General features: G+C 72.2%; 21 protein-coding genes. 18 read left to right on the top strand and 3 right to left on the bottom strand.

All coding sequences use genetic code 11. From position 1 onward, the window contains the following. Position 1 precedes the first annotated feature (1 nt). The 9 genes from AOM00_RS04210 to AOM00_RS04175 all read left to right on the top strand — a co-directional run bounded on the left by AOM00_RS04210 (position 2) and on the right by AOM00_RS04175 (position 8,006). A complete protein-coding gene (locus tag AOM00_RS04210; RefSeq protein ID WP_062516595.1) occupies positions 2 to 859 on the top strand; it encodes a type II secretion system F family protein in 858 nt (285 codons plus the stop codon). After that, positions 856 to 1,743, top strand: a complete 888-nt coding sequence (locus AOM00_RS04205) for a type II secretion system F family protein (protein WP_062516594.1) — start codon at positions 856 to 858, stop codon at positions 1,741 to 1,743. The genes AOM00_RS04210 and AOM00_RS04205 overlap by 4 nt, the downstream gene beginning before the upstream one ends. 25 nt (positions 1,744 to 1,768) lie before the next feature. Then, on the top strand, positions 1,769 to 1,933 hold the full coding sequence (locus AOM00_RS15580) for a hypothetical protein (protein WP_169746806.1): 165 nt from the start codon (positions 1,769 to 1,771) through the stop codon (positions 1,931 to 1,933). Continuing rightward, positions 1,911 to 2,297 carry a TadE/TadG family type IV pilus assembly protein gene (locus AOM00_RS04200; RefSeq protein WP_082096577.1) on the top strand — a complete coding sequence of 129 codons (387 nt, stop codon included), beginning with the start codon at positions 1,911 to 1,913 and terminating at the stop codon, positions 2,295 to 2,297. The genes AOM00_RS15580 and AOM00_RS04200 overlap by 23 nt, the downstream gene beginning before the upstream one ends. After that, on the top strand, positions 2,287 to 2,751 hold the full coding sequence (locus tag AOM00_RS15575) for a hypothetical protein (RefSeq protein WP_062516592.1): 465 nt from the start codon (positions 2,287 to 2,289) through the stop codon (positions 2,749 to 2,751). The genes AOM00_RS04200 and AOM00_RS15575 overlap by 11 nt, the downstream gene beginning before the upstream one ends. Further along, entirely contained in the window at positions 2,748 to 3,170 is a 423-nt protein-coding gene (locus tag AOM00_RS04190) for a pilus assembly protein TadG-related protein (protein ID WP_062516591.1), read from the top strand. Before AOM00_RS15575 ends, AOM00_RS04190 begins: the two co-directional genes overlap by 4 nt. A 155-nt stretch (positions 3,171 to 3,325) precedes the next feature. Further along, complete coding sequence (gene pflB, locus AOM00_RS04185; RefSeq protein ID WP_062516590.1) at positions 3,326 to 5,608, top strand: formate C-acetyltransferase; 2,283 nt, start codon at positions 3,326 to 3,328, stop codon at positions 5,606 to 5,608. Between the two features lie 101 nt (positions 5,609 to 5,709). Continuing rightward, entirely contained in the window at positions 5,710 to 6,531 is an 822-nt protein-coding gene (gene pflA, locus AOM00_RS04180) for a pyruvate formate-lyase-activating protein (RefSeq protein WP_062516589.1), read from the top strand. 110 nt (positions 6,532 to 6,641) lie between these two features. Further along, positions 6,642 to 8,006: an aldehyde dehydrogenase family protein gene (locus tag AOM00_RS04175; RefSeq protein WP_062516588.1), complete on the top strand. Its 1,365-nt coding sequence runs from the start codon at positions 6,642 to 6,644 to the stop codon at positions 8,004 to 8,006. A gap of 84 nt (positions 8,007 to 8,090) precedes the next feature. Here the strand turns inward: AOM00_RS04175 and AOM00_RS04170 are convergent, their stop codons facing one another. Then, complete coding sequence (locus AOM00_RS04170) at positions 8,091 to 9,464, bottom strand: aspartate aminotransferase family protein (protein ID WP_062516587.1); 1,374 nt, start codon at positions 9,462 to 9,464, stop codon at positions 8,091 to 8,093. A gap of 280 nt (positions 9,465 to 9,744) precedes the next feature. Here AOM00_RS04170 and AOM00_RS04165 point away from each other — a divergent pair, with 280 nt between their 5' ends. From AOM00_RS04165 to AOM00_RS04155, 3 genes are read left to right on the top strand one after another with little or no spacing between them, the layout of a single operon-like run. Continuing rightward, positions 9,745 to 11,130, top strand: a complete 1,386-nt coding sequence (locus AOM00_RS04165; protein ID WP_062516586.1) for an NAD(P)/FAD-dependent oxidoreductase — start codon at positions 9,745 to 9,747, stop codon at positions 11,128 to 11,130. Between the two features lie 15 nt (positions 11,131 to 11,145). Then, positions 11,146 to 11,817 carry a hypothetical protein gene (locus AOM00_RS04160; RefSeq protein ID WP_062516585.1) on the top strand — a complete coding sequence of 224 codons (672 nt, stop codon included), beginning with the start codon at positions 11,146 to 11,148 and terminating at the stop codon, positions 11,815 to 11,817. Further along, positions 11,814 to 12,161, top strand: a complete 348-nt coding sequence (locus AOM00_RS04155) for a cupin domain-containing protein (RefSeq protein WP_062516584.1) — start codon at positions 11,814 to 11,816, stop codon at positions 12,159 to 12,161. Before AOM00_RS04160 ends, AOM00_RS04155 begins: the two co-directional genes overlap by 4 nt. 8 nt (positions 12,162 to 12,169) lie before the next feature. Here AOM00_RS04155 and AOM00_RS04150 read toward each other — a convergent pair whose 3' ends face one another. Beyond that, positions 12,170 to 13,765 (bottom strand): PucR family transcriptional regulator, encoded by a 1,596-nt coding sequence (locus AOM00_RS04150; protein ID WP_156159028.1) that lies wholly within the window; start codon positions 13,763 to 13,765, stop codon positions 12,170 to 12,172. An 85-nt stretch (positions 13,766 to 13,850) separates the two neighbouring features. Here AOM00_RS04150 and AOM00_RS04145 point away from each other — a divergent pair, with 85 nt between their 5' ends. Together AOM00_RS04145 and AOM00_RS04140 are read left to right on the top strand one after the other, a co-directional pair. Continuing rightward, positions 13,851 to 15,338, top strand: a complete 1,488-nt coding sequence (locus tag AOM00_RS04145) for a CoA-acylating methylmalonate-semialdehyde dehydrogenase (RefSeq protein WP_062516582.1) — start codon at positions 13,851 to 13,853, stop codon at positions 15,336 to 15,338. A 9-nt stretch (positions 15,339 to 15,347) separates the two neighbouring features. Then, positions 15,348 to 16,709, top strand: coding sequence for an aspartate aminotransferase family protein (locus AOM00_RS04140; RefSeq protein WP_062516581.1), 1,362 nt, complete (start codon positions 15,348 to 15,350; stop codon positions 16,707 to 16,709). A 98-nt stretch (positions 16,710 to 16,807) separates the two neighbouring features. On the opposite strand, the gene AOM00_RS04135 is transcribed toward AOM00_RS04140, so the two are convergent. Then, on the bottom strand, positions 16,808 to 18,325 hold the full coding sequence (locus tag AOM00_RS04135; protein ID WP_062516580.1) for a PucR family transcriptional regulator: 1,518 nt from the start codon (positions 18,323 to 18,325) through the stop codon (positions 16,808 to 16,810). A 92-nt stretch (positions 18,326 to 18,417) separates the two neighbouring features. Here AOM00_RS04135 and gabT point away from each other — a divergent pair, with 92 nt between their 5' ends. The 4 genes from gabT (at position 18,418) to AOM00_RS04115 (ending at position 23,191) form a co-directional block, all read left to right on the top strand. Then, positions 18,418 to 19,782: a 4-aminobutyrate--2-oxoglutarate transaminase gene (gene gabT / locus AOM00_RS04130; protein ID WP_062516579.1), complete on the top strand. Its 1,365-nt coding sequence runs from the start codon at positions 18,418 to 18,420 to the stop codon at positions 19,780 to 19,782. Continuing rightward, the gene (locus AOM00_RS04125) at positions 19,779 to 21,245 is read left to right on the top strand and encodes an NAD-dependent succinate-semialdehyde dehydrogenase (protein WP_062516578.1); all 1,467 of its coding nucleotides are present in this window, start codon (positions 19,779 to 19,781) and stop codon (positions 21,243 to 21,245) included. The genes gabT and AOM00_RS04125 overlap by 4 nt, the downstream gene beginning before the upstream one ends. Before the next feature lie 43 nt (positions 21,246 to 21,288). Further along, the gene (locus tag AOM00_RS04120) at positions 21,289 to 22,653 is read left to right on the top strand and encodes an NAD-dependent succinate-semialdehyde dehydrogenase (protein ID WP_062516577.1); all 1,365 of its coding nucleotides are present in this window, start codon (positions 21,289 to 21,291) and stop codon (positions 22,651 to 22,653) included. 127 nt (positions 22,654 to 22,780) lie between these two features. Continuing rightward, positions 22,781 to 23,191, top strand: a complete 411-nt coding sequence (locus tag AOM00_RS04115; protein WP_082096618.1) for a rhodanese-like domain-containing protein — start codon at positions 22,781 to 22,783, stop codon at positions 23,189 to 23,191. The last annotated feature ends 76 nt before the right edge of the window (positions 23,192 to 23,267 follow it).

Here is a 23,267-nt window from a genome sequence, read left to right as displayed (position 1 = left end):
CATGGATGCCGTCCTGGGGCTGCTGCTCGGTCTGGGGCTGTTGCTCGTGTGGTGGTCGTGGTGGGAGGAGCCGCCACGTGCGCCGCGGGCCCGGCCACGTCGCGAGGCGTTCGAGGACCTGCTGGTCCAGGCGGGGCTGCCGGGGGTGAGGCTGGGCGCCTTCGCGGCGTCCTCGCTCGGGATCGGGCTGGCTGCGTCGCTGATCGCGTGGACGGGAACGGGGTCCGCGGTCGTCGGCGTGATCGGCGGGTTCGCGGCCGCCTACGCACCCGTCGCCTTCGTCTCGAGCCGCGCCCGCGCCCGGCGAGCGCGCCTTCGCCGGTCATGGCCCGAGGCGGTCGACATCCTCCTCTCCGGCATCCGGGCGGGCCTCGCGTTGCCCGAGGCGCTCGCGTCGCTCGCTGATCGCGGTCCCGAGCCGCTCCGCCCCGCCTTCTCCGCCTTCGCCGAGGAGCACCGCGCGACCGGCGCCTTCTCCGCGAGCCTCGACAGCCTCAAGGCCTCGCTCGCCGACCCCGTCGCCGATCGCATCGTCGAGGCGGTGCGCCTTGCACGCGATGTCGGTGGTACCGAGGTGGGTGCCGTGCTGCGCTCGCTCGGCCAGTTCCTCCGGGACGATGCGCGGATCCGTGGCGAGCTCGAGGCTCGGCAGGGGTGGACGGTGAGCGCCGCGAGGCTCGCCGTCGCCGCGCCGTGGCTCCTGCTTGCGCTTCTCGCGACGCGGCCCGACGGTCTCGCCGCCTTCGACTCCGCGCAGGGCGCCATGGTCCTGGTCGCAGGCGCGGCCGCGTGTGCCGGTGCGTACCGGCTCATGCGGGTGCTCGGGCGCCTGCCCAGCGACAGGCGGGTGCTGCGGTGATCGCGGCGACGGCGCTCGCGCTCGCGGCGGGCCTCGCGCTCGTGTGGTCGTGGGCGCACGCCCGTCGCTTCTCGCTCGAGCGGCGGATCGCGCCGCGCCTGGTGGGAGGCCGCGCCGCGCGCGCCCGCGGAGGAGCGGGCCGGTTCGCGGCGCCCCTCCTCGGCGATGCGCTTCGCGTGGTCGAGCGCTGGGGTGCGCCCACCGCGGAGCTCGAGCAGCGGCTCGCCCGCGCGGGTGCCGCGACCACCCCCACCGGGCATCGTGTCCGCGTCGCCGCAACGGCCGTGGCGGGGCTCGCCGCAGGGCTCCTGCTCGGGCTGGGTCTCGCGAGTGCCCGCGGTACGGGGCCGGTGCCGGCGCTCCTCCTTGCCGGGGCCTGTGCGGCTGCGGGCGCCGTGGCGCCCGACCTGCTGCTCACCCACCGCGCGCGTGCGCGCGCCGCCCGGATCCGCGCGGACCTGCCACCGACAGCCGACATGCTCGCGCTCGCGGTCGTCGCGGGGGAGTCGGTGCCCGGGGCGCTCGATCGTGTGTCGCGCACCTCGTCGGGCCCGCTCGCGGAGGAGCTTGCGGCGGCGCTCGCGGAGGTGCGATCCGGCCGCACCGCGACGGATGCGCTCGACCGCATGGGTGCGCGTGCGGGGGAGCCGGCGCTCGCATCGTTCTGCGATGCGCTGGTGACGGCGATGGAGCGCGGCAGCCCGCTCGCCGAGGTGCTGCACGCGCAGGCGGCGGATGTCCGCGATCGCGAGCGGCAGGCCCTGCTCGCCGAGGGAGGGCGGCGCGAGATCGCGATGCTCGTGCCGGTGGTGTTGCTGATCCTGCCGGTCACGGTGCTGTTCGCGCTGTACCCGGGGCTGGTGGCGCTGCGGCTGGGTGGATGACACGAAGAGGAACGAGGGGGAACTCATGACGAGGATCACGGAGGCGCTCCGCGACGACCGCGGGGACGTGCCGGGCTGGGTGCTGGTGACGCTCATGACGGCAGGTTTGGTGGCCACCATCTGGGCGCTCGCGGGGCCCGCGCTCGGCGACCTGTTCAACTCGGCTCTTGAGTCGGTCACCGGGCCCTGACCACGGCAGCGCGGTGGTCGAGTTCGTGCTCGTGGCCGCGCTCGTGGTCGCGGTCGGATTGGTGGTGCTGCAGATCGTGCTCGCGGCGCACGTCCGCAGCACCTTCACGGCGTGCGCCGCGGAGGGCGCGCGCACGGCCGCCGTGGCACGCCTCGGGGACGATGCTGGTGCAGATCGCGCCCTCGGGTGCGCCGCATCGTCGCTCGGAAGGGACGTCGAGGTCGATGTCGCGCACGTCGCGGTCGGCGGTCGCGACACGGTGCGCGTCACGCTGACGGGGCAGGCTCCCGCGCTGTCCTTCTGGGCCGGGGGCCTGATCGAGGCGGACGGCCGGGCGCTCGTGGAGGGTGACGATGCGCCGTGAGCCCCGAGCGGACGGCGGCTCCGCGAGCATCGAGTTCGTGGCGCTTACGCTCGTGCTGCTGGTGCCGCTCCTCGCGCTGGTGGTCATGGTGACGCGGGTCCAGTCCGCGGCCTATGCCGCAGAGGCCGCAGCATCGGCCGCGTCCCGTGCGGCCGTGGTCTCGGGTCTCGAGGCGCTCGCGGACGGGTCGAGCGACGCCGATGCGCTCGCCCGCGCTCGCGAGGACGGACGCCTGGCCGCCGCCTTGGTGGCCGAGGACTTCGGGTGGGGCCCGAGCCTCGACGTGGTGCTCACGTGCGACGGCGCGTGCCTTGCGCCGGGCACGCGCGTCTCCGCGCGCGCCGCAGTCGAGGTGCCGCTGCCGGGCGTGCCGTCGTTCGTGCGGTCGATGGTGCCCGCGACCCTCACCGTCGACGCGGTCGCGTCGAGCCCCGTCGACGGGTACGCGCCGTGAGGGCGCGGGACGATGCGGGCTCGGTGAGCGTCCTCACGATCGGGCTCCTCGCCGTGCTGCTGGCGGCGCTCGTCACGGTGATGGCGGTGACCCAGGTGCAGCTGCAGCGTTCGCGCCTCGCGCACGCCGCCGACGAGGTCGCGCTCGCCGCCGCCGACAGCGTCGACCTCGACCGCTATCTCCGCACCGGCGAGGTGGTGCTCGACCCGGATCTGCTGCGTGGAGCCGCCGCGGCGCAGCTCGCGGACTCCGCTGGGCGCGACGGGCTCGAAGCCGCGGTGCTGGTGGACGCATCGTCCCCCGATGGGTTCACGGCAGAGGTGACGCTCGCGCTGAGGGTGCCGGTGCTGTTCGGTGCGAGCTGGCTTCCGGGGCGCGCGGACCTCACCGCGACGGCCTCCGCACGCGCCCTGCCCTGATCAGGCCGAACGGCCCGGGGCACTTGGTCCCAAGCACCCGCAGCCATCCGGGCATACCGTGAAACACATGGCCCGCCGGCCGCCGGGAGACGGCAGCGGAGCTCATCCATAGGCCCCACAAGGGCGTTCACCTCAGGGAGAGGGAGTACCCCGCTATGACCACTGAAGCCGTCAACAACGACACGATCCAGGACGACGCGGGCGACCCCCGCGCCCACGCGTGGCGTGGCTTCACCTCCGGCGCCTGGTGCGATGGCATCGACGTCCGTGACTTCATCCAGCTGAACTACACCCCCTACGAGGGCGACGACAGCTTCCTCGCCGGCCCGACGGCCCGCACCACCGGCGTGTGGGACAAGCTCTCCGCGATGTTCCCGGAGGAGCGCGAGAAGGGCGTCTACGACGTCGACTGGGAGACCCCGGCCTCGATCACCGCGCACGACGCGGGCTACATCGACAAGGACAACGAGGTCATCGTCGGCCTCCAGACCGATGCCCCCCTCAAGCGCGCGATCATGCCGTTCGGCGGCTGGCGCATGGTGGTGAAGGAGCTCGAAACCTACGGCTACCCCGTGAAGCCGGAGCTCGAGGAGACCTTCACCAAGTACCGCAAGACCCACAACGACGGCGTCTTCGACGCGTACCCCCCGAACGTCCGCGCGGCCCGTTCCTCGCACATCGTCACCGGCCTGCCCGACGCCTACGGCCGCGGCCGCATCATCGGCGACTACCGCCGCGTGGCCCTCTACGGCGTCGACGCCCTCATCCAGGGCAAGAAGCTCGAGCGCATCGAGCTCGACATGGAGCGCTCGACCGAGGACGTCATCCGTGACCGCGAGGAGAACTCCGAGCAGATCAAGGCGCTCAACGAGCTCAAGCAGATGGCGGCCAAGTACGGCTACGACATCTCGGGCCCGGCCCAGAACGCCCGCGAGGCCGTCCAGTGGCTGTACTTCGCGTACCTCGCCGCGGTGAAGGAGCAGAACGGCGCCGCCATGTCGCTGGGCCGCACCTCGACCTTCATCGACGTGTTCATCGAGCGCGACATCGCCGCCGGCGTCCTCACCGAGGAGTCCGCGCAGGAGATCATCGACGACTTCGTCATCAAGCTGCGCATCGTCCGCTTCCTGCGCACCCCCGAGTACGACGCCCTGTTCTCCGGCGACCCGACGTGGGTCACCGAGACCATCGGCGGCATGGGTGAGGACGGCCGCCCGCTGGTGACCCGTACGTCGTTCCGCTACCTGCAGACGCTGTACAACCTCGGCCCGGCCCCCGAGCCGAACCTGACGGTGTTCTGGTCGGACAAGCTCCCGCAGGGCTTCAAGGACTACTGCGCCAAGGTGTCGATCGACACGTCGGCCATCCAGTACGAGTCCGACGAGCTCATCCGCCCCTGCTACGGCGACGACACCGCGATCGCGTGCTGCGTGTCCGCCATGGCCGTGGGCAAGCAGATGCAGTTCTTCGGTGCCCGCGTCAACCTCGCCAAGTCGCTCCTGTACGCGATCAACGGCGGCCGTGACGAGATCTCGGGCAAGCAGATCGCTCCCGTCTCCGCCCCGCTCACGGACGAGGTCCTCGACTTCGACCAGGTGATGGAGGCCTACGACAAGCTGCTCGACTGGCTCGCCGAGACCTACGTGGACGCGCTCAACTGCATCCACTACATGCACGACAAGTACGCGTACGAGCGCATCGAGATGGCGCTGCACGACCGCACCATCCTGCGCACCATGGCGTGCGGCATCGCCGGCCTGTCGGTCGCGACCGACTCGCTCTCCGCGATCAAGTACGGCAAGGTCCGTCCCGTCCGTGACGAGTCCGGCCTCGCGGTCGACTACGAGGTCGAGGGCGAGTACCCGACCTACGGCAACGACGACGACCGTGCCGACGACATCGCGGTGGACCTGGTGGGCCGCTTCATGGAGAAGATCCGCAAGCAGCCGACCTACCGCAACGCGCAGCACACGCAGTCGGTCCTGACGATCACCTCGAACGTGGTCTACGGCAAGCACACGGGCAACACCCCGGACGGCCGCCGTACCGGCGAGCCCTTCGCGCCCGGCGCCAACCCGATGAACGGCCGCGACGTGCACGGCGTGATGGCCTCGGCCCTCTCCGTGGCGAAGCTGCCCTACTCGGACGCGCAGGACGGCATCTCGCTGACCACGTCCATCGTGCCCTCGGGCCTGGGCCGCAACCGCGACGACCAGGTCAAGAACCTGGTGGGCATCCTCGACGCGTACAACGTGTCGCAGGGCTTCCACGTCAACGTGAACGTCCTCAACCGCGAGGTCCTCGAGGACGCCATGGAGCACCCCGAGAACTACCCCCAGCTCACGATCCGCGTCTCCGGATACGCCGTGAACTTTGTCCGTCTGACCCGTGAGCAGCAGCTCGACGTGCTCTCCCGCACCTTCCACGCCGGGCTGTAGCCCCTCTCCACAGACTGGACACCCAGCGGCGCCTCGCCCCTCCCGGGGCGGGGCGCCGCTCCTTTCTCCCGCGCTCCTATGCTCGGTACCAGGAGGTCCCCATGTCCGACAACGCCGTACCCGTGCCGCTGCTCGCCGAGCCCCCGATGGAGGTCGCGGACGAGGAGATGGCCGCGGCCGAGCTGATCCGCGACCACCAGGAGGGCTCGGTCCACTCGTGGGACCTGGTCACCGGCGCCGACGGCCCCGGCACCCGCATGACGCTCTTCCTGGCCGGCTGCGGCATGCGCTGCCAGTTCTGCCAGAACCCGGACACGTGGCGCATGCGCGACGGCAAGCGCCACACCGTGGACGAGGTGATGGAGCGCGTCACCCGCTACGCCCGGATCATGAAGGTCACCGGGGGAGGGCTCACCATCTCCGGCGGCGAGCCGCTGCTGCAGTCGAAGTTCGTGATGAACATCTTCCGCCGCTGCAAGGACCTCGACATCGACACGGCGCTCGACACGGCGGGCCTGCTGGGCGCTCGCCTCACCGACGACGACCTCAACTACGTCGACCTGGTGCTGCTCGACATCAAGTCGGGTCTGCCCGAGACCTACAAGCGCGTCACCGGACGTCCGCTCCAGCCCACGCTCGACTTCGCGGAGCGCCTGTCGCGCCTGGGCAAGAAGATGTGGATCAGGTTCGTGCTGGTCCCCGGGCTGACCGACGCTCCCGAGAACGTCGACGCGATCGCGGACTTCGTCACCACGCTCGACGGCGTCGAGCGCCTCGAGGTGCTGCCGTTCCACCAGCTGGGGCGCGACAAGTGGGAGCTCTCCGGCGAGCCCTACCTGCTCGCGGACACGCAGCCGCCGGACAAGGAGCTCATCGAGCGGGTCAAGGAGCAGTTCGCGCTGCGCGGCATCAACGTGATGTAGCGGGCGCCCGTGCGGTCTGCACGCCCTTGCGCGACGCGGGGAGGGTGTGCCTAGGGTGGGACGATCGCGCGCGGCCGTGACGGGGCGGCGCCCGACGGGGGGAGCCGACGATGGCCTTCACAGTGGTGGACCCGGTCGCGGGGACCCGGCTGGCGGAGTATCCGACGATGACGGCGGACCAGGTCGCCGCAGTGGTCGACGGCGCGGATCGCGCGTTCCGGGACTGGTCGCGTGGCGCATCGCCCGGTGAACGGGCGGTTCCTCTCGCGCGTGCGGCGGAGCTGCTGCGCGAGCGACGCGCGGAGCTCGCCGACATCATCGTCCGGGAGATGGGGAAGAGCCGCAACGAGGCAGGCTGGGAGATCGACGCATCCGCCGACTTCTTCGCGTGGGCTGCCGAGAACGTCGAGATGCTCACGGCCGACATCCCGCTGTACTCGGAGCCGGGCCTGCGCGAGGTGCTCCGCCCCGCGCCGCTCGGCGCGGTGCTCGTGATCGTCCCGTGGAACTTCCCGATCATGAACATCGCCCGGATCGTCGCCCCCAACATCGCCGTCGGGAACACGGTCATGGTCAAGCCCGCGCCCCAATGTCCCGAGTCGGCCGCCGCCGTGGAGAGGCTCCTGCGCAGTGCCGGTCTGCCCGATGGTGCCTGCACCACGCTGTACGCGGAGGTCGACCAGATCCCGGCCGTGATCGCGGACAGGCGGGTGGTCGGGGTGTCGATCACCGGCTCGCCGCGCGCGGGCAGGTCCGTCGCGGAGACCGCCGGCCGACATCTCACCCGCGTGTCCCTCGAGCTGGGTGGCTCGGACCCGTTCGTCCTGCTGTCGACGGACAACATGGACGCCGTCGCTGAGTCGGCATTCTGGATGCGGTCGTTCAACTCCGGCCAGGTGTGCTGCGCGGCCAAGAGGTTCATCGTGATGGACGACCTGTACGACGAGTTCATCGAGGCGTTCGTGAGCAGGATGAGCGGCTGCGTCACCGGGCCACCCGACGCGGAGGGCGTCGAGGTGTGCGGGCTGTCCTCCCTGGTCGCGGCGGAGCGGTTGGAGGCGCAGGTCGACCGCGCCGTCGAACAAGGCGCGCGGGTGCTGTGCGGCGGCACCCGCGACGGGTCCTTCTTCGAGCCGACGGTGCTGGTCGACGTCGCGCCCGGCACGGATGCCTACGAGGAGGAGCTCTTCGGGCCGGTCGCGGTGGTGCATCGCGTTGCCGATGAAGCGGCCGCGGTCGCGCTGGCCAACGACACCCCGTACGGGCTCGGGGCACGGGTCTTCACCACGGACGCCGCGCAGGGCGAGCGGGTCGCGGACCTGCTCGAGGCTGGCATGGTCGCGATCAACGCGGATATGGGCGGCGGTCCGGGCGTCCCGTTCGGCGGAGTCAAGGACTCGGGGTCGGGGCGGATCGGGGGCGCGGTCGGCGCGCACGAGTTCGTCAACCTCAAGCTGCTCCGGATCGGCTCGTGACGCGCGGCGCGCGCGGGTGCGCTGGAGCGCGCACACGGAAGGCCGGGACCCCTGAGGGCCCCGGCCTTCCGGACAGCAGCAGGATCAGGCGGTGAGCGCTGCCGCGAGAGCGTCGAAGGCCGCGACGTAGGCGTCGACCGACGCGTCCGAGTGGACCACCGACAGCGTCCACTCCTCCTCGCGGCCGGGCGTCATGAAGATGCCGTGGTTCATGTTCCACAGCCATGCGAGGTCGCACAGCTCGGCGTCCTGGGCGTTCTTGAAGCCCTCGTAGTCCGTGATCTTCTCGGTGGAGAACGTCACGCAGCCCTTGGAGCCGATGCCCACGGCGTAGCCGGGGAGGTCGTACTTCTCGATGACGCCCTGGCAGCCGGCGACGATGCGGTCGTTGAGCTCGCCGAGCCGCTCGTACGCGGCCGGCGTGAGCACCTCGAGCAGCGAGGCCTTCGCGGCGGCCATCGACAGCGGGTTCCCGTTGTACGTGCCCACCTGGTAGACCTTGCCGCTCTCGACCACCGACATGACCTCCTCCGAGCCGCCGATCGCGCCCGACGGCAGGCCTCCGCCCAGTACCTTGGCGAGCGTCACCAGGTCCGGCTTCACGCCGAACTTCTCGGTCGCGCCGCCGGGCGCGATCGCGAGGCCGGTCTTGACCTCGTCGAAGATCAGCACGATGCCGTGCTTGGACGTGATCTCGCGCACGGCCTCGAGGTAGCCGGGCTCGGGCAGGACCACGCCGAGGTTCATCATGGCGGCCTCCATGATCACGCACGCGGGGAGGCGGCCCTCCTCCGCGAGGCGCTCGATGCGGCGCTCCATAGCACCCGCATCGTTGAACGGCACCGCGACGGTCATGTCGACCGTCGCCTGCGGGATGCCGGCGCCGTAGGCGAGCGACGCATAGTTCTCGCGGTCGCCGATCTTGTCGTACTCGACGCCGATCGACACCATGACCGTGTCGTGGTGGCCGTGGTAGGAGCCGAAGATCTTCATCACGGTGTCGCGGCCGGTGTAGGCACGGGCGATGCGGATCGCGTCCATCGTGGACTCGGAGCCCGAGTTGGTGAAGCGCCACTTGGGAAGGCCCCAGCGGCGCGCGAGCTCGTCGGCGACGTCGATGACGTCCTCGGTGGCGGCCGCGAAGTGGGTGCCGAGCGGGTAGCGCTTCGCGAGCGCCTCGCCGATCGCGGGGTGCGCGTGTCCCTGGACCATCGAGCCGAAGCCGTTGTGGAAGTCGTAGTACTCGTTGCCGTCGACGTCGGTGATGCGGTCGCCCGCACCCGACTCGATGTAGATGGGCCACGGGTCGCGGCCCTGGTAGCTGGACGCGACGCCGCCGGAGAGGTGCTCCGAGGCGTGGCCGTACATGGCCTTGGACTTGGGGGTGCGCTCGTTGAGCAGCGCGGTCTGCTCCTCGATGAGCTGGGCGATACGAGCGCGGTCGAGCGTGACGGGCATGACTCCTCCACCCGACCGGCCTGGCGACGGGCAACTGTGAGGTTCGGTTCGCGACCACCGCCGGCCTGGCGCTGGGGTCGCACACCCGGGGAGTGCATCTCCGACGCTAGCCGATGCCGTGTTTCGGGTCCATGACGCGGCGTCGGACGATGCGTCGGGGGCCGGGCGCGGCCCGGCCGCCGTGTCCGGAAGGGCGGGTCCCGGGACCTCGGCCCTTGCCGCGGGAGGGGACGATGCGGTTGCATGCGGATCGCACCCGCCACCGTCAGGAGTGATATCCGTGGGGACCACGGTCTTCGAGCGCCACCCGGCCGCCGCATCGTCCATCGCCACCATGCTCGAGGGCTCGGCCCTCAGCCCCTTCTGGACGGACGATGCGCCCGGCCCCGAGCGCCCCGCGCTCGCGGGCAGCCATCGCGCCGACCTGGTGATCGTGGGCGGCGGCTACAGCGGCCTGTGGACCGCGATCATGGCGAAGGAGCGCGATCCGGGGCTGTCGGTCACCGTGCTCGAGGGGCGTCGCGTGGGCTGGGCGGCCTCGGGACGCAACGGCGGCTTCTGCGAGGCGAGCCTCACGCACGGCCGCGAGAACGGCGAGAGCCGGTGGCCCGAGGAGATCGACGAGCTCGACCGCCTGGGGATGGAGAACCTCGACCAGATCGGTGAGACGGTCGCGCGCTACGGCATGGACGTCGACTGGCAGCGCACGGGTGCGCTCGCCGTCGCGGTCGAGCCGCACCAGGTCGCGTGGCTGGGGGAGGGCGCCCTCGACGCGGAGGCGACGCGTGCCCTGGTGAACTCGCCCACCTACCTGGGCGGCGCCCTGAGCGCGGACGACACCGCGCTGGTGCACCCCGCGAAGCTCGCGCGCGAGCTCGCGCGGGTCGCGGAGGAGCTGGGCGTGCAGATCTTCGAGGCCTCGCCGGTCACGGCGCTCGAGGACGGCCCGCTGGTGCGGACGCGGGACGGCGTGGTGCGCGCGGGCAAGGTCGCGCTCGCGACCAACGTCTTCCCGTCGCTGCTCAAGCGCAACCGGCTCATGACGGTGCCGGTCTACGACTACTCGCTCATGACGGAGCCGCTCACGGACGCCCAGCTGGCGGAGATCGGCTGGGAGGGCCGCCAGGGCGTCGCGGACATGGCGAACCAGTTCCACTACTACCGGCTCACGGCGGACAACCGGCTGCTGTTCGGCGGCTATGACGCGATCTACCATGCGGGCGGCCGCGTGCGGGCCAGGTACCAGGACCGACGCGAGTCCTACGAGAAGCTCGCGAGCCACCTCCTGACCACGTTCCCGCAGCTCGACGGGATCCGGGCGACCCACCGCTGGGCCGGTGCGATCGACACGAGCACGCGCTTCTGCGCCTTCTGGGGCACGGCGCGCGACGGCGACGTCGCCTACTCTCTGGGCTTCACCGGGCTGGGGGTCGGGGCCACGCGCTTCGGCGCGAACGTCATGCTCGACCTGCTCGCGGGCGAGGAGACGGAGCGGACCCGCCTCACCATGGTGCGCGAGCGGCCCCTGCCGTTCCCGCCCGAGCCGCTCGCGAGCCTCGGGATCAACGCGACGCGCTGGAGCCTCGACCGCGCCGATCACCGCGAGGGGCGCCGCAACCTGCTGCTGCGCGGGCTCGACGCGGTGGGACTGGGGTTCGACTCGTGAGCAGCGGCTCTGCCCGTGCTGTCCGCTGACACGGGCCTGGTCCTCGCCTCCGGTGCGGGCCTCATCGCCGTCGAGGTCGCGCGCTCCGTCCCGGCCTGGCTGAGGGTGCGGCGCTCGCACCGGGTCGACGGGCTCTCCGCCGTCTCTCTCGGGGTCCTGCTCGGTTCCGTGCCCGCGTGGCTCGCGGTCGCGGTGCTCGCGCAGGCGTGGGGCGTGTTGGTCGCGACCCTGGTGTGGGCGGTCTTCCACGCGCGCCTATGCCGCGAGGCCTCGCTGCTGGACGCGACCTTCCGCTCCGTCATGCCGCGCGCCGCGGGCGCGACCCTTGCCGGCCTCGCGCTCATCGGCGTGGTGGGCGAGTCGATCGGGGCGCTGCGGATGTCGGTGGGCCTCGCGCTCGTCGCCGTGACCGCGGCGTACTCGATCCCCGCGCTGTGGTCGGGCCTGCGCGCCGCGGATGTGAGCGGCATCTCGATCACCGCCACCGCGGTGAGCGCGGTCGAGGGCGTCATCTACGTGGTGGTCGGCATGGGGTGGACGGGCACCGTGGTGGTCCCGAGCTACCTGGCGTTCGGCGCGCTCGCGATCGCCTCGAACGTCCCGCGCTGCTGGCGCGCGATCGCGCAGCGCGCCCGGGATGCCCGCCGCGAGCGCACCGAGCCGCTCGGGCTAGGGTTCGAGGCATGAACCTCGAGCCTGGCATCCCCGTCGACCTCCACGCCCTCTCCCTCGAGACCGAGCCGATCGAGGCCGCGGCCGTCGAGGCGGGTGCGCCCGTCGCGGGCGCCGTGGCGCTTGCCGAGGTCGGGGAGATCGAGGTGGGCGTGTGGGAGATGACGCCCGGCGTCGCGACCGACATCGAGGCCGACGAGGTGTTCGTGGTGCTCTCGGGGCGCGCGCGCATCGAGTACCTGGACCCGGCGCTGCCGACGGCCGAGGTAGGCCCCGGCTCGCTCGTATGGCTCCAGGCTGGCATGAGCACGCGCTGGACCGTCACGGAGACGCTGCGGAAGGTCTACGTCGCGGGCTGAGCCTGCCCCTACTGGTGGCGCGACAGCAGCGCGATGTGCAGCGCGGTCTGGGTCTCGCCGTCCTCGAGGTCCACGCCCAGCAGGGACTGGATGAGCTCGAGGCGCTGGTAGAACACGGAACGCGACAGGTGCGCGGCGCGCGCCGCTGCGGTGCGGTTGCCCGGGTGCGAGAGCGCGGCCTTGAGCACACGCTGGAGGTCGCCGTCCGTGCGCTGGTCGTGCTCGACGATCGGCGCGAGCACCCGCTCCCCGTGGTCGAGCAGGCGGTGGTCGTCGCGCAGGCTGCTCAGCAGTCGTGACAGCGGCCGGCGCTCGACCCACAGCACCTCGCCCGGGGCGGGCTCGCGCGCGTTGTCCAGGGCCTCGTGAAGCGACAGCGTCGCGGCGTCCACCTCGCGTGCCTCGCGGCCCACGGTGATCGCGACGCGCGCGCCGTCGCTCAGCGCTCGGGGGAGCGAGGCGATCGCGAGGTCGTCGAGGGGACGATGCGCGGGCACGGACAGCAGCACCACGATGACCGGGGTACCCGAGCGGCCGGGCACGGCGAGGGCTCGCGCGCGTGCCCCGACGCCGAGCGCCCAGGACTCGATCTGCGCCGCGGTCGGCTCGCCGCCGCGCAGCGCGATCCCGTACAGCAGCCGATCCGTCACGGGCACGCCCGCTGCCTCGAGGCGTGCGGCCATGGCCTCGGACGTCGCGAAGCGGCCCGCGAGCAGGGGGTCGAGCACATGCCGACGCGCGAGCGTGGCCCACTCGTCGCGCCCTCCGTCCGCGAGCCTACCGAGCGCGAGCGCGATCGCGCCCTGCAGCAGCACGTTGCGGCGCCCGGCGGGGTGGTCGGGCCCGGGCAGCGCGACCAGGAAGCCCCAGCGCTTGCCGCGGGCGTCGACGGGCACCACGAGCCAGCGGTCGCCGTCGCGATGCGCGGAACGCGAGCGCCGTTCCCAATCCGTGAGCACGTTCGCCTCGTTGCCGACGGGCACCTCCGCGATGAGCGCCTCATGCGCGAGGCTCTCGAGGACCACCGGCGCGCCGAGTGCACGTGCGAGCTCGCGCACCACGTGGTCGGCAGGCGCGCCTCGCAGCGCGAGCGACGTGAACACCTCGCGGACCTCGTCGCGTGCGCGCAGCGCCGTCATCTGCCCCGCGATGATCCGGGAGTGGCCCGCCTCCGTGAGGGTCACGAACCGCACCTCGCGGTGCAGGACGATGAACGCGATCCCGTGGCGTCGCGCCGTCTCGACCACCACGGCCGGGGGCGTGGGATAACGCGTGCCCAGCTCGAGCACGAGCGCGGCGATGCCCGCCTCCGCGAGGCTCTCGACGAGCGCGGTGAGACCGGCATCGTCCTCGGGCCAAGCCGTTCCCATCGACAGCAGCAGCTCGCGACCGTCGAGCATGCGGGCGATGTCGGCACGCTCGGAGGTGTGGATCCACCGCACCGGCGCGTCGAGCAGGTCCCCGCCCACGAGCACCTCGGGTCGCCCGGCACGGAACGCGGGGTCCTCGAGCAGCTCGATCACGGAGGGAAGCGCGGCGAGCGCCGCCCGGCTCGGACGATGTGTCAGGGTTCCAGGCAATTCGCGACGGTCGGAGGCCTCCATCCGGCCATCGTATGTGTGAATCTGGCCGCCTAGCGCACACGTGCGCTCCGGGCAGAGTGTCCGGCGCGTGCGCGAAGGGAGAGCTGTGAGCCTGATCCGTCATCACATCGCGGGCGCCGAGGCGGGCGCCGGCGAGCGCACCGGAAGCGTCTTCAACCCCGCTACCGGGGAGATCGCCGGCGAGGTCGCGTTCGCGACGGTCGCCGAGGTCGAGGACGCCATCGCGGCGGCCGCGGCAGCGCTGCCGGCCTGGCGCGCGAGCGGGCTCATCAAGCGCGCGGACGTGTTCTTCCGCCTGCGCCACCTGCTGGTCGAGCGCCAGGACGAGCTCGCCGCGATCATCACGCGCGAGCACGGCAAGGTGCTCGGCGACGCGAAGGGCGAGATCAGCCGCGGGATCGAGAACGTCGAGTTCGCGGCGGGGCTGGTGCACCACCTCAAGGGCGAGCACTCGCAGCAGGTCGCGCGCGGCGTCGACGTCCACTCGGTCAAGCAGCCCGTGGGTGTCGTGGCCGCGATCACCCCCTTCAACTTCCCGGTGATGGTGCCGCTGTGGATGGCCGCCTCGGCGATCGCGTGCGGGAACACCGTGGTGCTCAAGCCGAGCGAGAAGGACCCCTCGGCGTCGATCTTCCTCGCGCGCCTGTTCGAGGAGGCGGGGCTGCCCGCCGGCGTGCTCAACGTGGTCCACGGCGACAAGGTGGCCGTCGACACGCTGCTCGAGTCGCCTGAGGTGAAGGCGGTGAGCTTCGTGGGGTCGACGCCCGTCGCCCGCGCGATCTACGAGCGCGGCACCGCCGCCGGCAAGCGCGTCCAGGCGCTCGGCGGCGCGAAGAACCACATGATCGTCATGCCCGACGCGGACCTCGATGCCGCTGCCGACGCCGCCGTCTCGGCGGCCTACGGCTCCGCGGGCGAGCGCTGCATGGCCATCTCCGTCCTGGTGCCCGTGGGCGAGGAGACGGCCGATGCGCTGGTCGCCAAGGTGGCCGAGCGCATGGCCGGCCTCACCATCGGCGACGGTACGGACCCGGCCTCGGAGATGGGCCCGCTCATCACGCGCGAGCACCGCGACCGCGTCGCCTCCTACGTGACCGGCGCCGCGGCGGAGGGTGCCACCGTGGTGGTCGACGGCACGGCGCAGGAGTTCGAGGGCGACGGCTTCTTCATCGGCACGTCGCTCGTGGACCACGTCACGCCCGGCACCAAGGTCTACGACGACGAGATCTTCGGCCCCGTGCTCTCGGTGGTGCGCGCAGCGTCCTACGACGAGGCCGTCGCGCTGGTCAACGCCAACGCGTTCGCGAACGGCACCGCGATCTTCACTCGCGACGGCGGCACGGCCCGCGCCTTCGAGATCGACATCGAGGTGGGCATGGTGGGCGTCAACGTCCCGCTCCCGGTGCCGATCGGCGCGTACTCGTTCGGTGGCTGGAAGAACTCGCTGTTCGGCGACTCGCACATCTACGGCCCCGAGTCGGTCCACTTCTACACGCGGTCCAAGGTGGTCACCACGCGGTGGCCCGAGCCCAGCGAGTCGCAGATCGACCTGGGCTTCCCGAGCAACCACTAAGGGGGAGAGATGACCACCGAGCAGGACGCCATGACCGGCGCCGAGGCGCGCGTGCGCGCCGACGACCGCAACCACGTCTTCCACTCGTGGAGCGCGCAGGCGCTCATCGACCCGCTGCCCGTCGCGGGCGGCGAGGGCTCCGAGTTCTGGGACTACGCGGGCAACCGCTACCTCGACTTCGGCGCGCAGCTGGTGAACCTCAACCTGGGTCACCAGCACCCGGACCTCATCGAGGCGATCGAGAAGCAGGCCCGCACGCTCGCGACCATCCAGCCGTCCTTCGCGAACGATGTGCGGGGCGAGCTCGCGCGCCTCATCACCGAGGTCGCGGGCGAGCGCTTCTCGAGCGTGTTCTTCACCAACGGCGGCGCCGACGCGAACGAGAACGCCGTGCGCATGGCGCGCCTGTTCACGGGCAAGCGCAAGGTGCTCGCGATGTACCGCAGCTACCACGGCAACACGACCACCGCGATCTCGCTCACGGGCGACCCGCGCCGCTGGCCCAACGAGCCCGCCGACGGCTCGGTGGTGCACTTCTTCGGGCCGTACCTCTACCGCTCGGCGTTCCACTCGGACACCGAGGAGCAGGAGACGCAGCGCGCGCTCGAGCACCTCGAGCAGACCATCGTGCTCGAGGGCGCCTCGACCATCGGCGCGATCGTGCTCGAGACCATCGTGGGCACCAACGGCGTGCTGGTCCCGCCGCCGGGCTACCTCGCGGGTGTGCGCGAGCTGTGCGACAAGTACGGCATCGTCTACATCGCCGACGAGGTCATGGTCGGCTTCGGGCGCACGGGCGAGTGGTTCGCGTTCCAGGGCCACGGCGTCGAGCCCGACCTCATCACGTTCGCCAAGGGCGTCAACTCCGGCTACGTCCCGCTGGGCGGCGTGGTGATCTCGCGCGAGATCGCGGCGGCCTTCGAGCAGAAGGCCTTCCCGGGAGGTCTGACGTACTCGGGCCACCCGCTCGCTTGCGCGCCGGGCGTCGCGACGTTCGAGGTCTTCCGCCGCGACGGCATCCTCGAGCGCGTGCGCGACCTGGGGGAGCGCGTGATCCGACCGGTGCTCGAGTCCTGGGTGGAGTCGCACCCGTGCGTGGGCGAGGTCCGCGGCACGGGCCTGTTCTGGGCGATCGAGCTGGTGCGGGACAAGGAGACGCGCGAGCCGCTGGTGCCGTTCAACGCCGCAGGCGCGGACGCCGCGCCCATGGGGGTGTTCGCCAAGGCGTGCAAGGACGCAGGGCTGTGGCCCTTCGTGCACTTCAACCGCACGCACCTCGCGCCGCCGCTCGTCATCACGGAGGACGAGCTCCGGAGGGGGCTGCGCGTGATCGACGCTGCGCTGAGCGAGGTCGACGCGCTCATCGCGTGATCCTCCGCGCTGCGAGGTGCTCGGTGCCCGATCCGCTCGATATCGAGCACCGAGCACCGAGCACCGAGCACCTCGCAGCGCGCTTCCCGCAGGTCGCGTCAGTCGAGCAGCCCCGCCGCGCGCATCGCGGCCCACACCTGCGAGCGGCCCGCGACGGACCCCAGGTCCTGCCCGAGCAGCTCCTGGGCCGCCGCGAGCCGTGCCCGCACCGTATGCCGGTGCACGCCCAGCGCGCGTGCCGCCGCATCGTGCGCGCAATCCGCGGCGAACCACGCCGCGAGCGTGGCGACCAGCGCCGAGCCCTGCCGCTCGTCGTGCGCGGTCAGAGGCTCGAGCGCGGCCTGCGCGACGATGCGCGCCTCGCCGGTCTCGAGCAGCGCCAGCACCCCGGCGCCGGGCAGGTCCGCGAAGCGGGTGACGGGGGCGAGCCGCCGGTCGCGCGCGGTGCGTGCCTGCCCGAGCGCCTCCGGCACCGCATCCAGGCGCACCGGCGCAGAGACGCCCACCGTGCCGCCGTGCCGCAGCACCAGCTCGTCGACAAGCGACGCGTCCTCGTCCGCGAGCACCATGACCAGGTCGCCATGGTCCACCGCGTGGAGCATCGCGACGCCGCGGGTGTCGAGCCAGCGGCCGGTCCCGCCGGCCTCGGCGAGCCGCTGGTCGGCGACCGCGACCACCACGGGAGGGTCGGGCAACGGCGATCCCGACGCGCGTGCGACGCCGGCCGCGAGCGCGACGTCTCCGCGCAGGAGCGCCGCGAGCACCCCCTCGGCGAGCGCCTCGCGCGCCTGCTCGAGGTCCTGACGCTGCTCGAGCGCGAGCGCGGCCATCGCGACCACGGTGGTCACCACCGCACGGTGCTGCTCGTCGAGGTCCTCCGCTGCGATCGCGAGCACGGCGCGCAGGCGGCCCCGCTGGCCGAGCGTCTGGAGCTGGAAGCCCTGCCCCGCCACGGTGACGCCCGAGGTCGCCTGGACGCCGCGCACCAGCATCGCCGCCGCGTGCCGACGCAGCTCCGCCACGCTTGCGGCGTCCACCCCGCCGCCCGGATGCTCGTGCATGAGCGCGTCGCCGTCGACGAGCCCCACCCACGCGCCGAGGCGGCGAGCGAGCTCCGCGAGCATCGAGCGAAGCCCGTCCGGACGCAGCGCCGCGAGCGCGACGGCGCGCTGCGCCTCGAGCGCCCACGTCCGGCGCTCGTACGCGACGGCGGCGAGCGCCTCGGCGTTGGCGCGTGCGAGCGCGATGAACGGGGTGTCGTACGGGACCTCCCACAGCGGCAGGCGCGCCTCGCGGCAGGCCTTCACCAGGGGCTCGGGGATGCCCTCCCGCTCGACCTCGGTGCCGAAGCCCAGCCCGATCATCCCCGAGCGCGCGAGGCGACGCACATAGGCGGCGTACGGCTTGGGATCGTCGCCCGCATCGCGGAACTGGGTGCCCGTGGTGAGCAGCACCATGCCTCCCGCGAGGAAGGGCGTGGGGTCGGCGAGGTCCGAGCTGTGGATCCAACGCACGGTCGCGTCGAGCGCGCCCTCCGGGATCGCGGTCTCCGGGGTCGCGAGCCGGAGATGCAGCTCGGGTCGCGCGAGCAGCGCGCGGATGGTGGGCGAAGCCATGAGCCGAGCCTGCCACCGTGGACAGTTCGGGGCAAGAGGCTGTACGCGGCGGCGAGTGCGGCGGCCGGGGCGGCGGGCCTAGCGTCGCCCTCATGACCCTCATCGACACCTCCGCCGCGACCACCGGCGGACCGGCCCTCACGCAGGAGCGCCGGCTCGTCACCGCGATCCCCGGCCCGCGCTCGCAGGAGCTGCTCGCCCGCAAGTCCGCTGCTGTCGCCGCCGGCGTGGGCCACACCGCCCCGATCGCAGCCGTCGCCGCCGGCGGAGGCGTGGTCGTGGACGCGGACGGCAACTCGCTCATCGACCTCGGCTCCGGCATCGCCGTGACCTCGGTGGGCAACGCCCACCCGAAGGTGGTCGAGGCCGTCCAGCGTCAGGCCGCCCAGTTCACCCACACGTGCTTCATGGTCTCGCCGTACGAGGGCTACGTGGCGGTCGCCGAGGCGCTGAACCGCCTCACGCCGGGCGACTTCCCCAAGAAGTCCGCGCTGTTCAACTCCGGTGCGGAGGCGGTCGAGAACGCCGTCAAGATCGCCCGCAAGGCCACCGGCCGGCAGGCCGTCGTGGCCTTCGACCACGCGTACCACGGCCGCACCAACCTCACCATGGCCCTCACCGCGAAGGCGATGCCGTACAAGAGCGGCTTCGGACCCTTCGCCTCCGAGGTCTACCGCGCGCCTATGTCCTACCCGTACCGCGACGGCCTGAGCGGTCCCGAGGCCGCGGCCAAGGCGATCTCGGTGATCGAGAAGCAGGTGGGCGCCGACAACCTCGCGGCCGTCATCATCGAGCCGATCCAGGGCGAGGGCGGGTTCATCGTGCCCGCCGAGGGCTTCCTGCCGGCGATCTCGCAGTGGTGCACCGCCAACGGCGTGGTCCTCATCGCGGACGAGGTGCAGAGCGGCTTCGCGCGCACGGGAGCGATGTTCGCCTCCGAGCACTTCGGCATCGTGCCCGACATGGTCACCACCGCCAAGGGCATCGCGGGCGGGCTGCCGCTCGCCGCGGTCACCGGCCGCGCCGAGATCATGGACGCCGCCCACGTCGGCGGCCTGGGCGGCACCTACGGCGGCAACCCGATCGCATGCGCCGCCGCGCTCGCGACCATCGAGGTCTTCGAGACCGAGGACCTGTCCGACCGCGCTCGCGAGATCGAGGCGCTGATGCTGTCCCGTCTCGAGACGATGCAGGCCGCGGACCCGCGGATCGGGGACATCCGCGGGCTCGGCGCGATGATCGCGATCGAGCTCGTGGATCCCGCGACCAAGGCGCCCGCCGCCGCGCTCGCCGGCGCCGTCGCCAAGCGCTGCATCGCGGAGGGCGTGATCGTCCTCACGTGCGGCACGTACGGCAACGTGCTGCGCTTCCTGCCACCGCTCACCATCGGCGACGCGCTGCTGTCCGAGGGCCTCGACGTGGTCGCGGCCGCGCTCGCGGCGGAGGTCGCGGCGTGACCGCGGCGGCGGAGCGCGTGCTCCTCGACTCCGTCCCCACCGGCCTCTACATCGCGGGGGAGTGGACCGGCTCCTCGTCCGGCGCGACCCTCGAGGTGACGGACCCGTCGACGGGCGAGGCGCTCGCCCGCATCGCCGATGCGACGCCGGACGATGCACGACGCGCCCTGGACGCGGCCGTCGACGCCCAGGAGGCATGGGCCGCCACGGCGCCGCGCGTGCGCGGCGAGATCCTCCGCAAGGCCTTCGAGCTGGTGCGCGAGCGCGCCGAGGACTTCGCGCTGCTCATGACCCTCGAGATGGGCAAGCCGCTCGCGGAGGCGCGCGGCGAGGTCGCGTACGGCAACGAGTTCCTGCGCTGGTTCTCCGAGGAGGCCGTGCGGATCACGGGTCGCTACGGCACCAACCCCGAGGGCACCGGCCGCATGGTCGTCTCGCAGCGCCCGGTGGGGCCGTCGTACCTGATCACGCCCTGGAACTTCCCGCTCGCGATGGCGACGCGGAAGATCGCGCCCGCGCTCGCGGCCGGCTGCACCGTGGTGGTCAAGCCCGCCGCGCTGACGCCGCTCACCACGCTGCTGCTCGCCTCGGTGCTCGAGGAGGCTGGCGTGCCCGCGGGGGTGGTGAACGTCATCACCACGTCGCGCTCGGGAGCCGTCTCGGAGCCCATCATCTCGGACCCGCGCCTGCGCAAGCTGTCCTTCACCGGCTCGACCGAGGTGGGTCGCGCGCTCATCAAGCAGGCCGCCGACGGCGTGCTGCGGGTCTCGATGGAGCTGGGAGGCAACGCACCGTTCCTGGTGTTCGAGGACGCGGACCTGGACAAGGCGGTCGAGGGTGCGCTGATGGCGAAGTTCCGCAACATCGGTCAGGCGTGCACCGCGGCCAACAGGTTCATCGTGCATGCGTCGGTCGCCGACGAGTTCGCGCGGCGGGTGACGGAGCGCGTCACCGCGATGCGGGTGGGCCGCGGCACCGAGGACGGCGTCACCATCGGCCCGCTGATCGACGACCGGGCCGTCGCGACCTCGCTCGCGCTCGTGGACGATGCGGTGGCGAAGGGCGCCACGCTCGCGACCGGCGGCAAGGCCCTCGAGGGTGCGGGCTCGTTCGTCGAGCCGACCGTGCTCACGGGCGTCCAGCCGGGCTCCGAGATCCTCACCACCGAGATCTTCGGCCCGGTGCTCGCGATCGCGACGTTCGAGACGGAGGAGGAGGCGATCGCGCTCGCGAACGCCACCGAGTACGGCCTGGTCTCCTACGCCTTCACGCAGGACCTCGCCCGGGGCCACCGGCTCATCGACCGGCTCGACACCGGGATGATGGGCCTCAACGCGGGCGTGGTGTCCAACGCCGCCGCCCCGTTCGGCGGGGTCAAGCAGTCCGGCATCGGCCGCGAGGGCGGGCTCGAGGGCATCCACGAGTACCTCTCGACCAAGTACACCCTGATCCCGGCGGACTGACCCGCCGCATCGTCCACCCACCACCAGCAACGCAAGGAGACACATGTCCGGCTACGCAGTAGTGAACCCGGCCACCGGCGAGCGCCTGGCCGACTACCCGACGATGTCCGAAGGCGACGTCGAGACCGCTCTCGCGGCCGCCGACGGCGCGTACCGGGGGTGGTTGCGCTCGTCCACGGTTGCGGAGCGTGCCGCGCTGGTGCGTCGCGTCGCCGAGCTGCACCGTGAGCGCCGCGAGGAGCTCGCCGCGATCATCGTGCGCGAGATGGGCAAGCCGCTCTCGCATGCGCTGGGCGAGGTGGACTTCGCCGCGGACATCACCGAGTACTACGCGGACAATGCGGAGAAGGTCACGGGCGACACCCCGATCGACATCCTCGGCGAGGGCACCGCCGTGATCCGTCGCAGCCCGCTCGGCGCGCTGCTCGGCATCATGCCGTGGAACTTCCCCTACTACCAGGTCGCACGCTTCGCGGCACCGAACATCGTGGTGGGCAACGCGATCGTGCTCAAGCACGCGCCGCAGTGCCCCGAGTCCGCCGCGGCGATCGAGCAGATGTACCGCGACGCGGGCTTCCCCGAGGGCGTCTACGTCAACGTGTACGCCTCGAACGAGCAGGCCGCGACCATGATCGCCGACCCTCGCATCGCGGGCGTCTCGGTGACGGGCTCGGAGCGCGCGGGTTCCGCCGTCGCGTCCCTCGCCGGCCAGCACCTCAAGAAGGTCGCGCTCGAGCTCGGCGGCTCGGACCCGTTCATCGTGCTCTCCACGGATGACATGGACTCCGTGGTCGCCGGCGCCGTCGAGGCGCGCATGGACAACTCGGGCCAGTCGTGCAACGCGCCCAAGCGCTTCATCATCATCGACTCGCTCTACGACGAGTTCCTCGAGAAGTTCACCGCCGCGATGGTGGCGTGCACCGCGGGCGACCCGTTCGCGGAGGAGAGCGTCATCGGGCCGCTGTCCTCGCTCGCCGCGGCGGAGCGCCTCGATGCCCAGGTCTCGAAGGCCGTCGAGCAGGGCGCGACCCTGGTGGCCGGGGGCACGCGCGACGGCGCGTTCTACGAGCCGACGGTGCTCACGGGCGTCACCCAGGACATGGACGTGTACCGCGAGGAGCTCTTCGGACCCGCGGCGGCCGTGTACAAGGTGGCCTCGGAGGAGGAGGCGGTCGCGCTCGCGAACGACACGGCCTTCGGTCTCGGCTCGTACGTCTACACGACGGACCCGGAGCAGGCCGAGCGCATCGCGGACGCGATCGAGGCCGGCATGGTCTACGTCAACTGTGTGCTGGCGGACAGCCCCGAGCTGCCGTTCGGCGGCGTGAAGCGCTCCGGCACCTCGCGCGAGATGGGCCTCCTGGCGGCTGACGAGTTCGTCAACAAGAAGCTCATCCGCATCGCGTGACCCCTGCGCCCGGCAGGCGCGCGCTGCTGACACATGGGTGCACGCACACGGTGCTGTGCGGGCACCCATGTGTCACCGGGGTGAGGGCTCGGCGCGCTCGCATACCCCCTGGGGTATGCTGTCCGTCATGATCAGCATCCGCCGCGGCGCCCTCGCCGCCACCGCCCTTGTCCTCGCGGCGACGCTCGCCGCCTGCGCGCCCACGGAGTCCGGCCCCGTCGCGTTCGACGGCGAGCACGTCTCCGCCGACCGCTTCGCCGAGGCCGTCGCCACCGACGGCGTCGTGGTGGTCGACGTCCGCACGCCCGAGGAGTACGCCGAGGGCCACCTGCCCGACGCGGTCAACATCGACGTCTCGGCCGCGACGTTCGACTCGGAGGTCGCCGCGCTCGACCCCGAGGGCGAGTACGCCGTCTACTGCCGCTCCGGCAACCGCTCGGCCGTCGCGATCGACCAGATGGCCGCGGGCGGCGTCGAGCACACCGTGGGCCTCGACGGCGGCATCGGCGCCTGGAGCGGCGAGGTCGTCGCCGGCTGACCGACGCCCCCGGCTCAAGGCCGACCGAAGGTGCCCGCCATGGGCTCATGGCGGGCACCTTCCGTCGGGATCGGCG

Origin of the sequence: Demequina gelatinilytica (genome assembly GCF_000971115.1) — a bacterium.
Lineage (GTDB): Bacteria > Actinomycetota > Actinomycetes > Actinomycetales > Demequinaceae > Demequina > Demequina gelatinilytica.
This window is presented reverse-complemented; position numbering and strand designations above follow the sequence as displayed.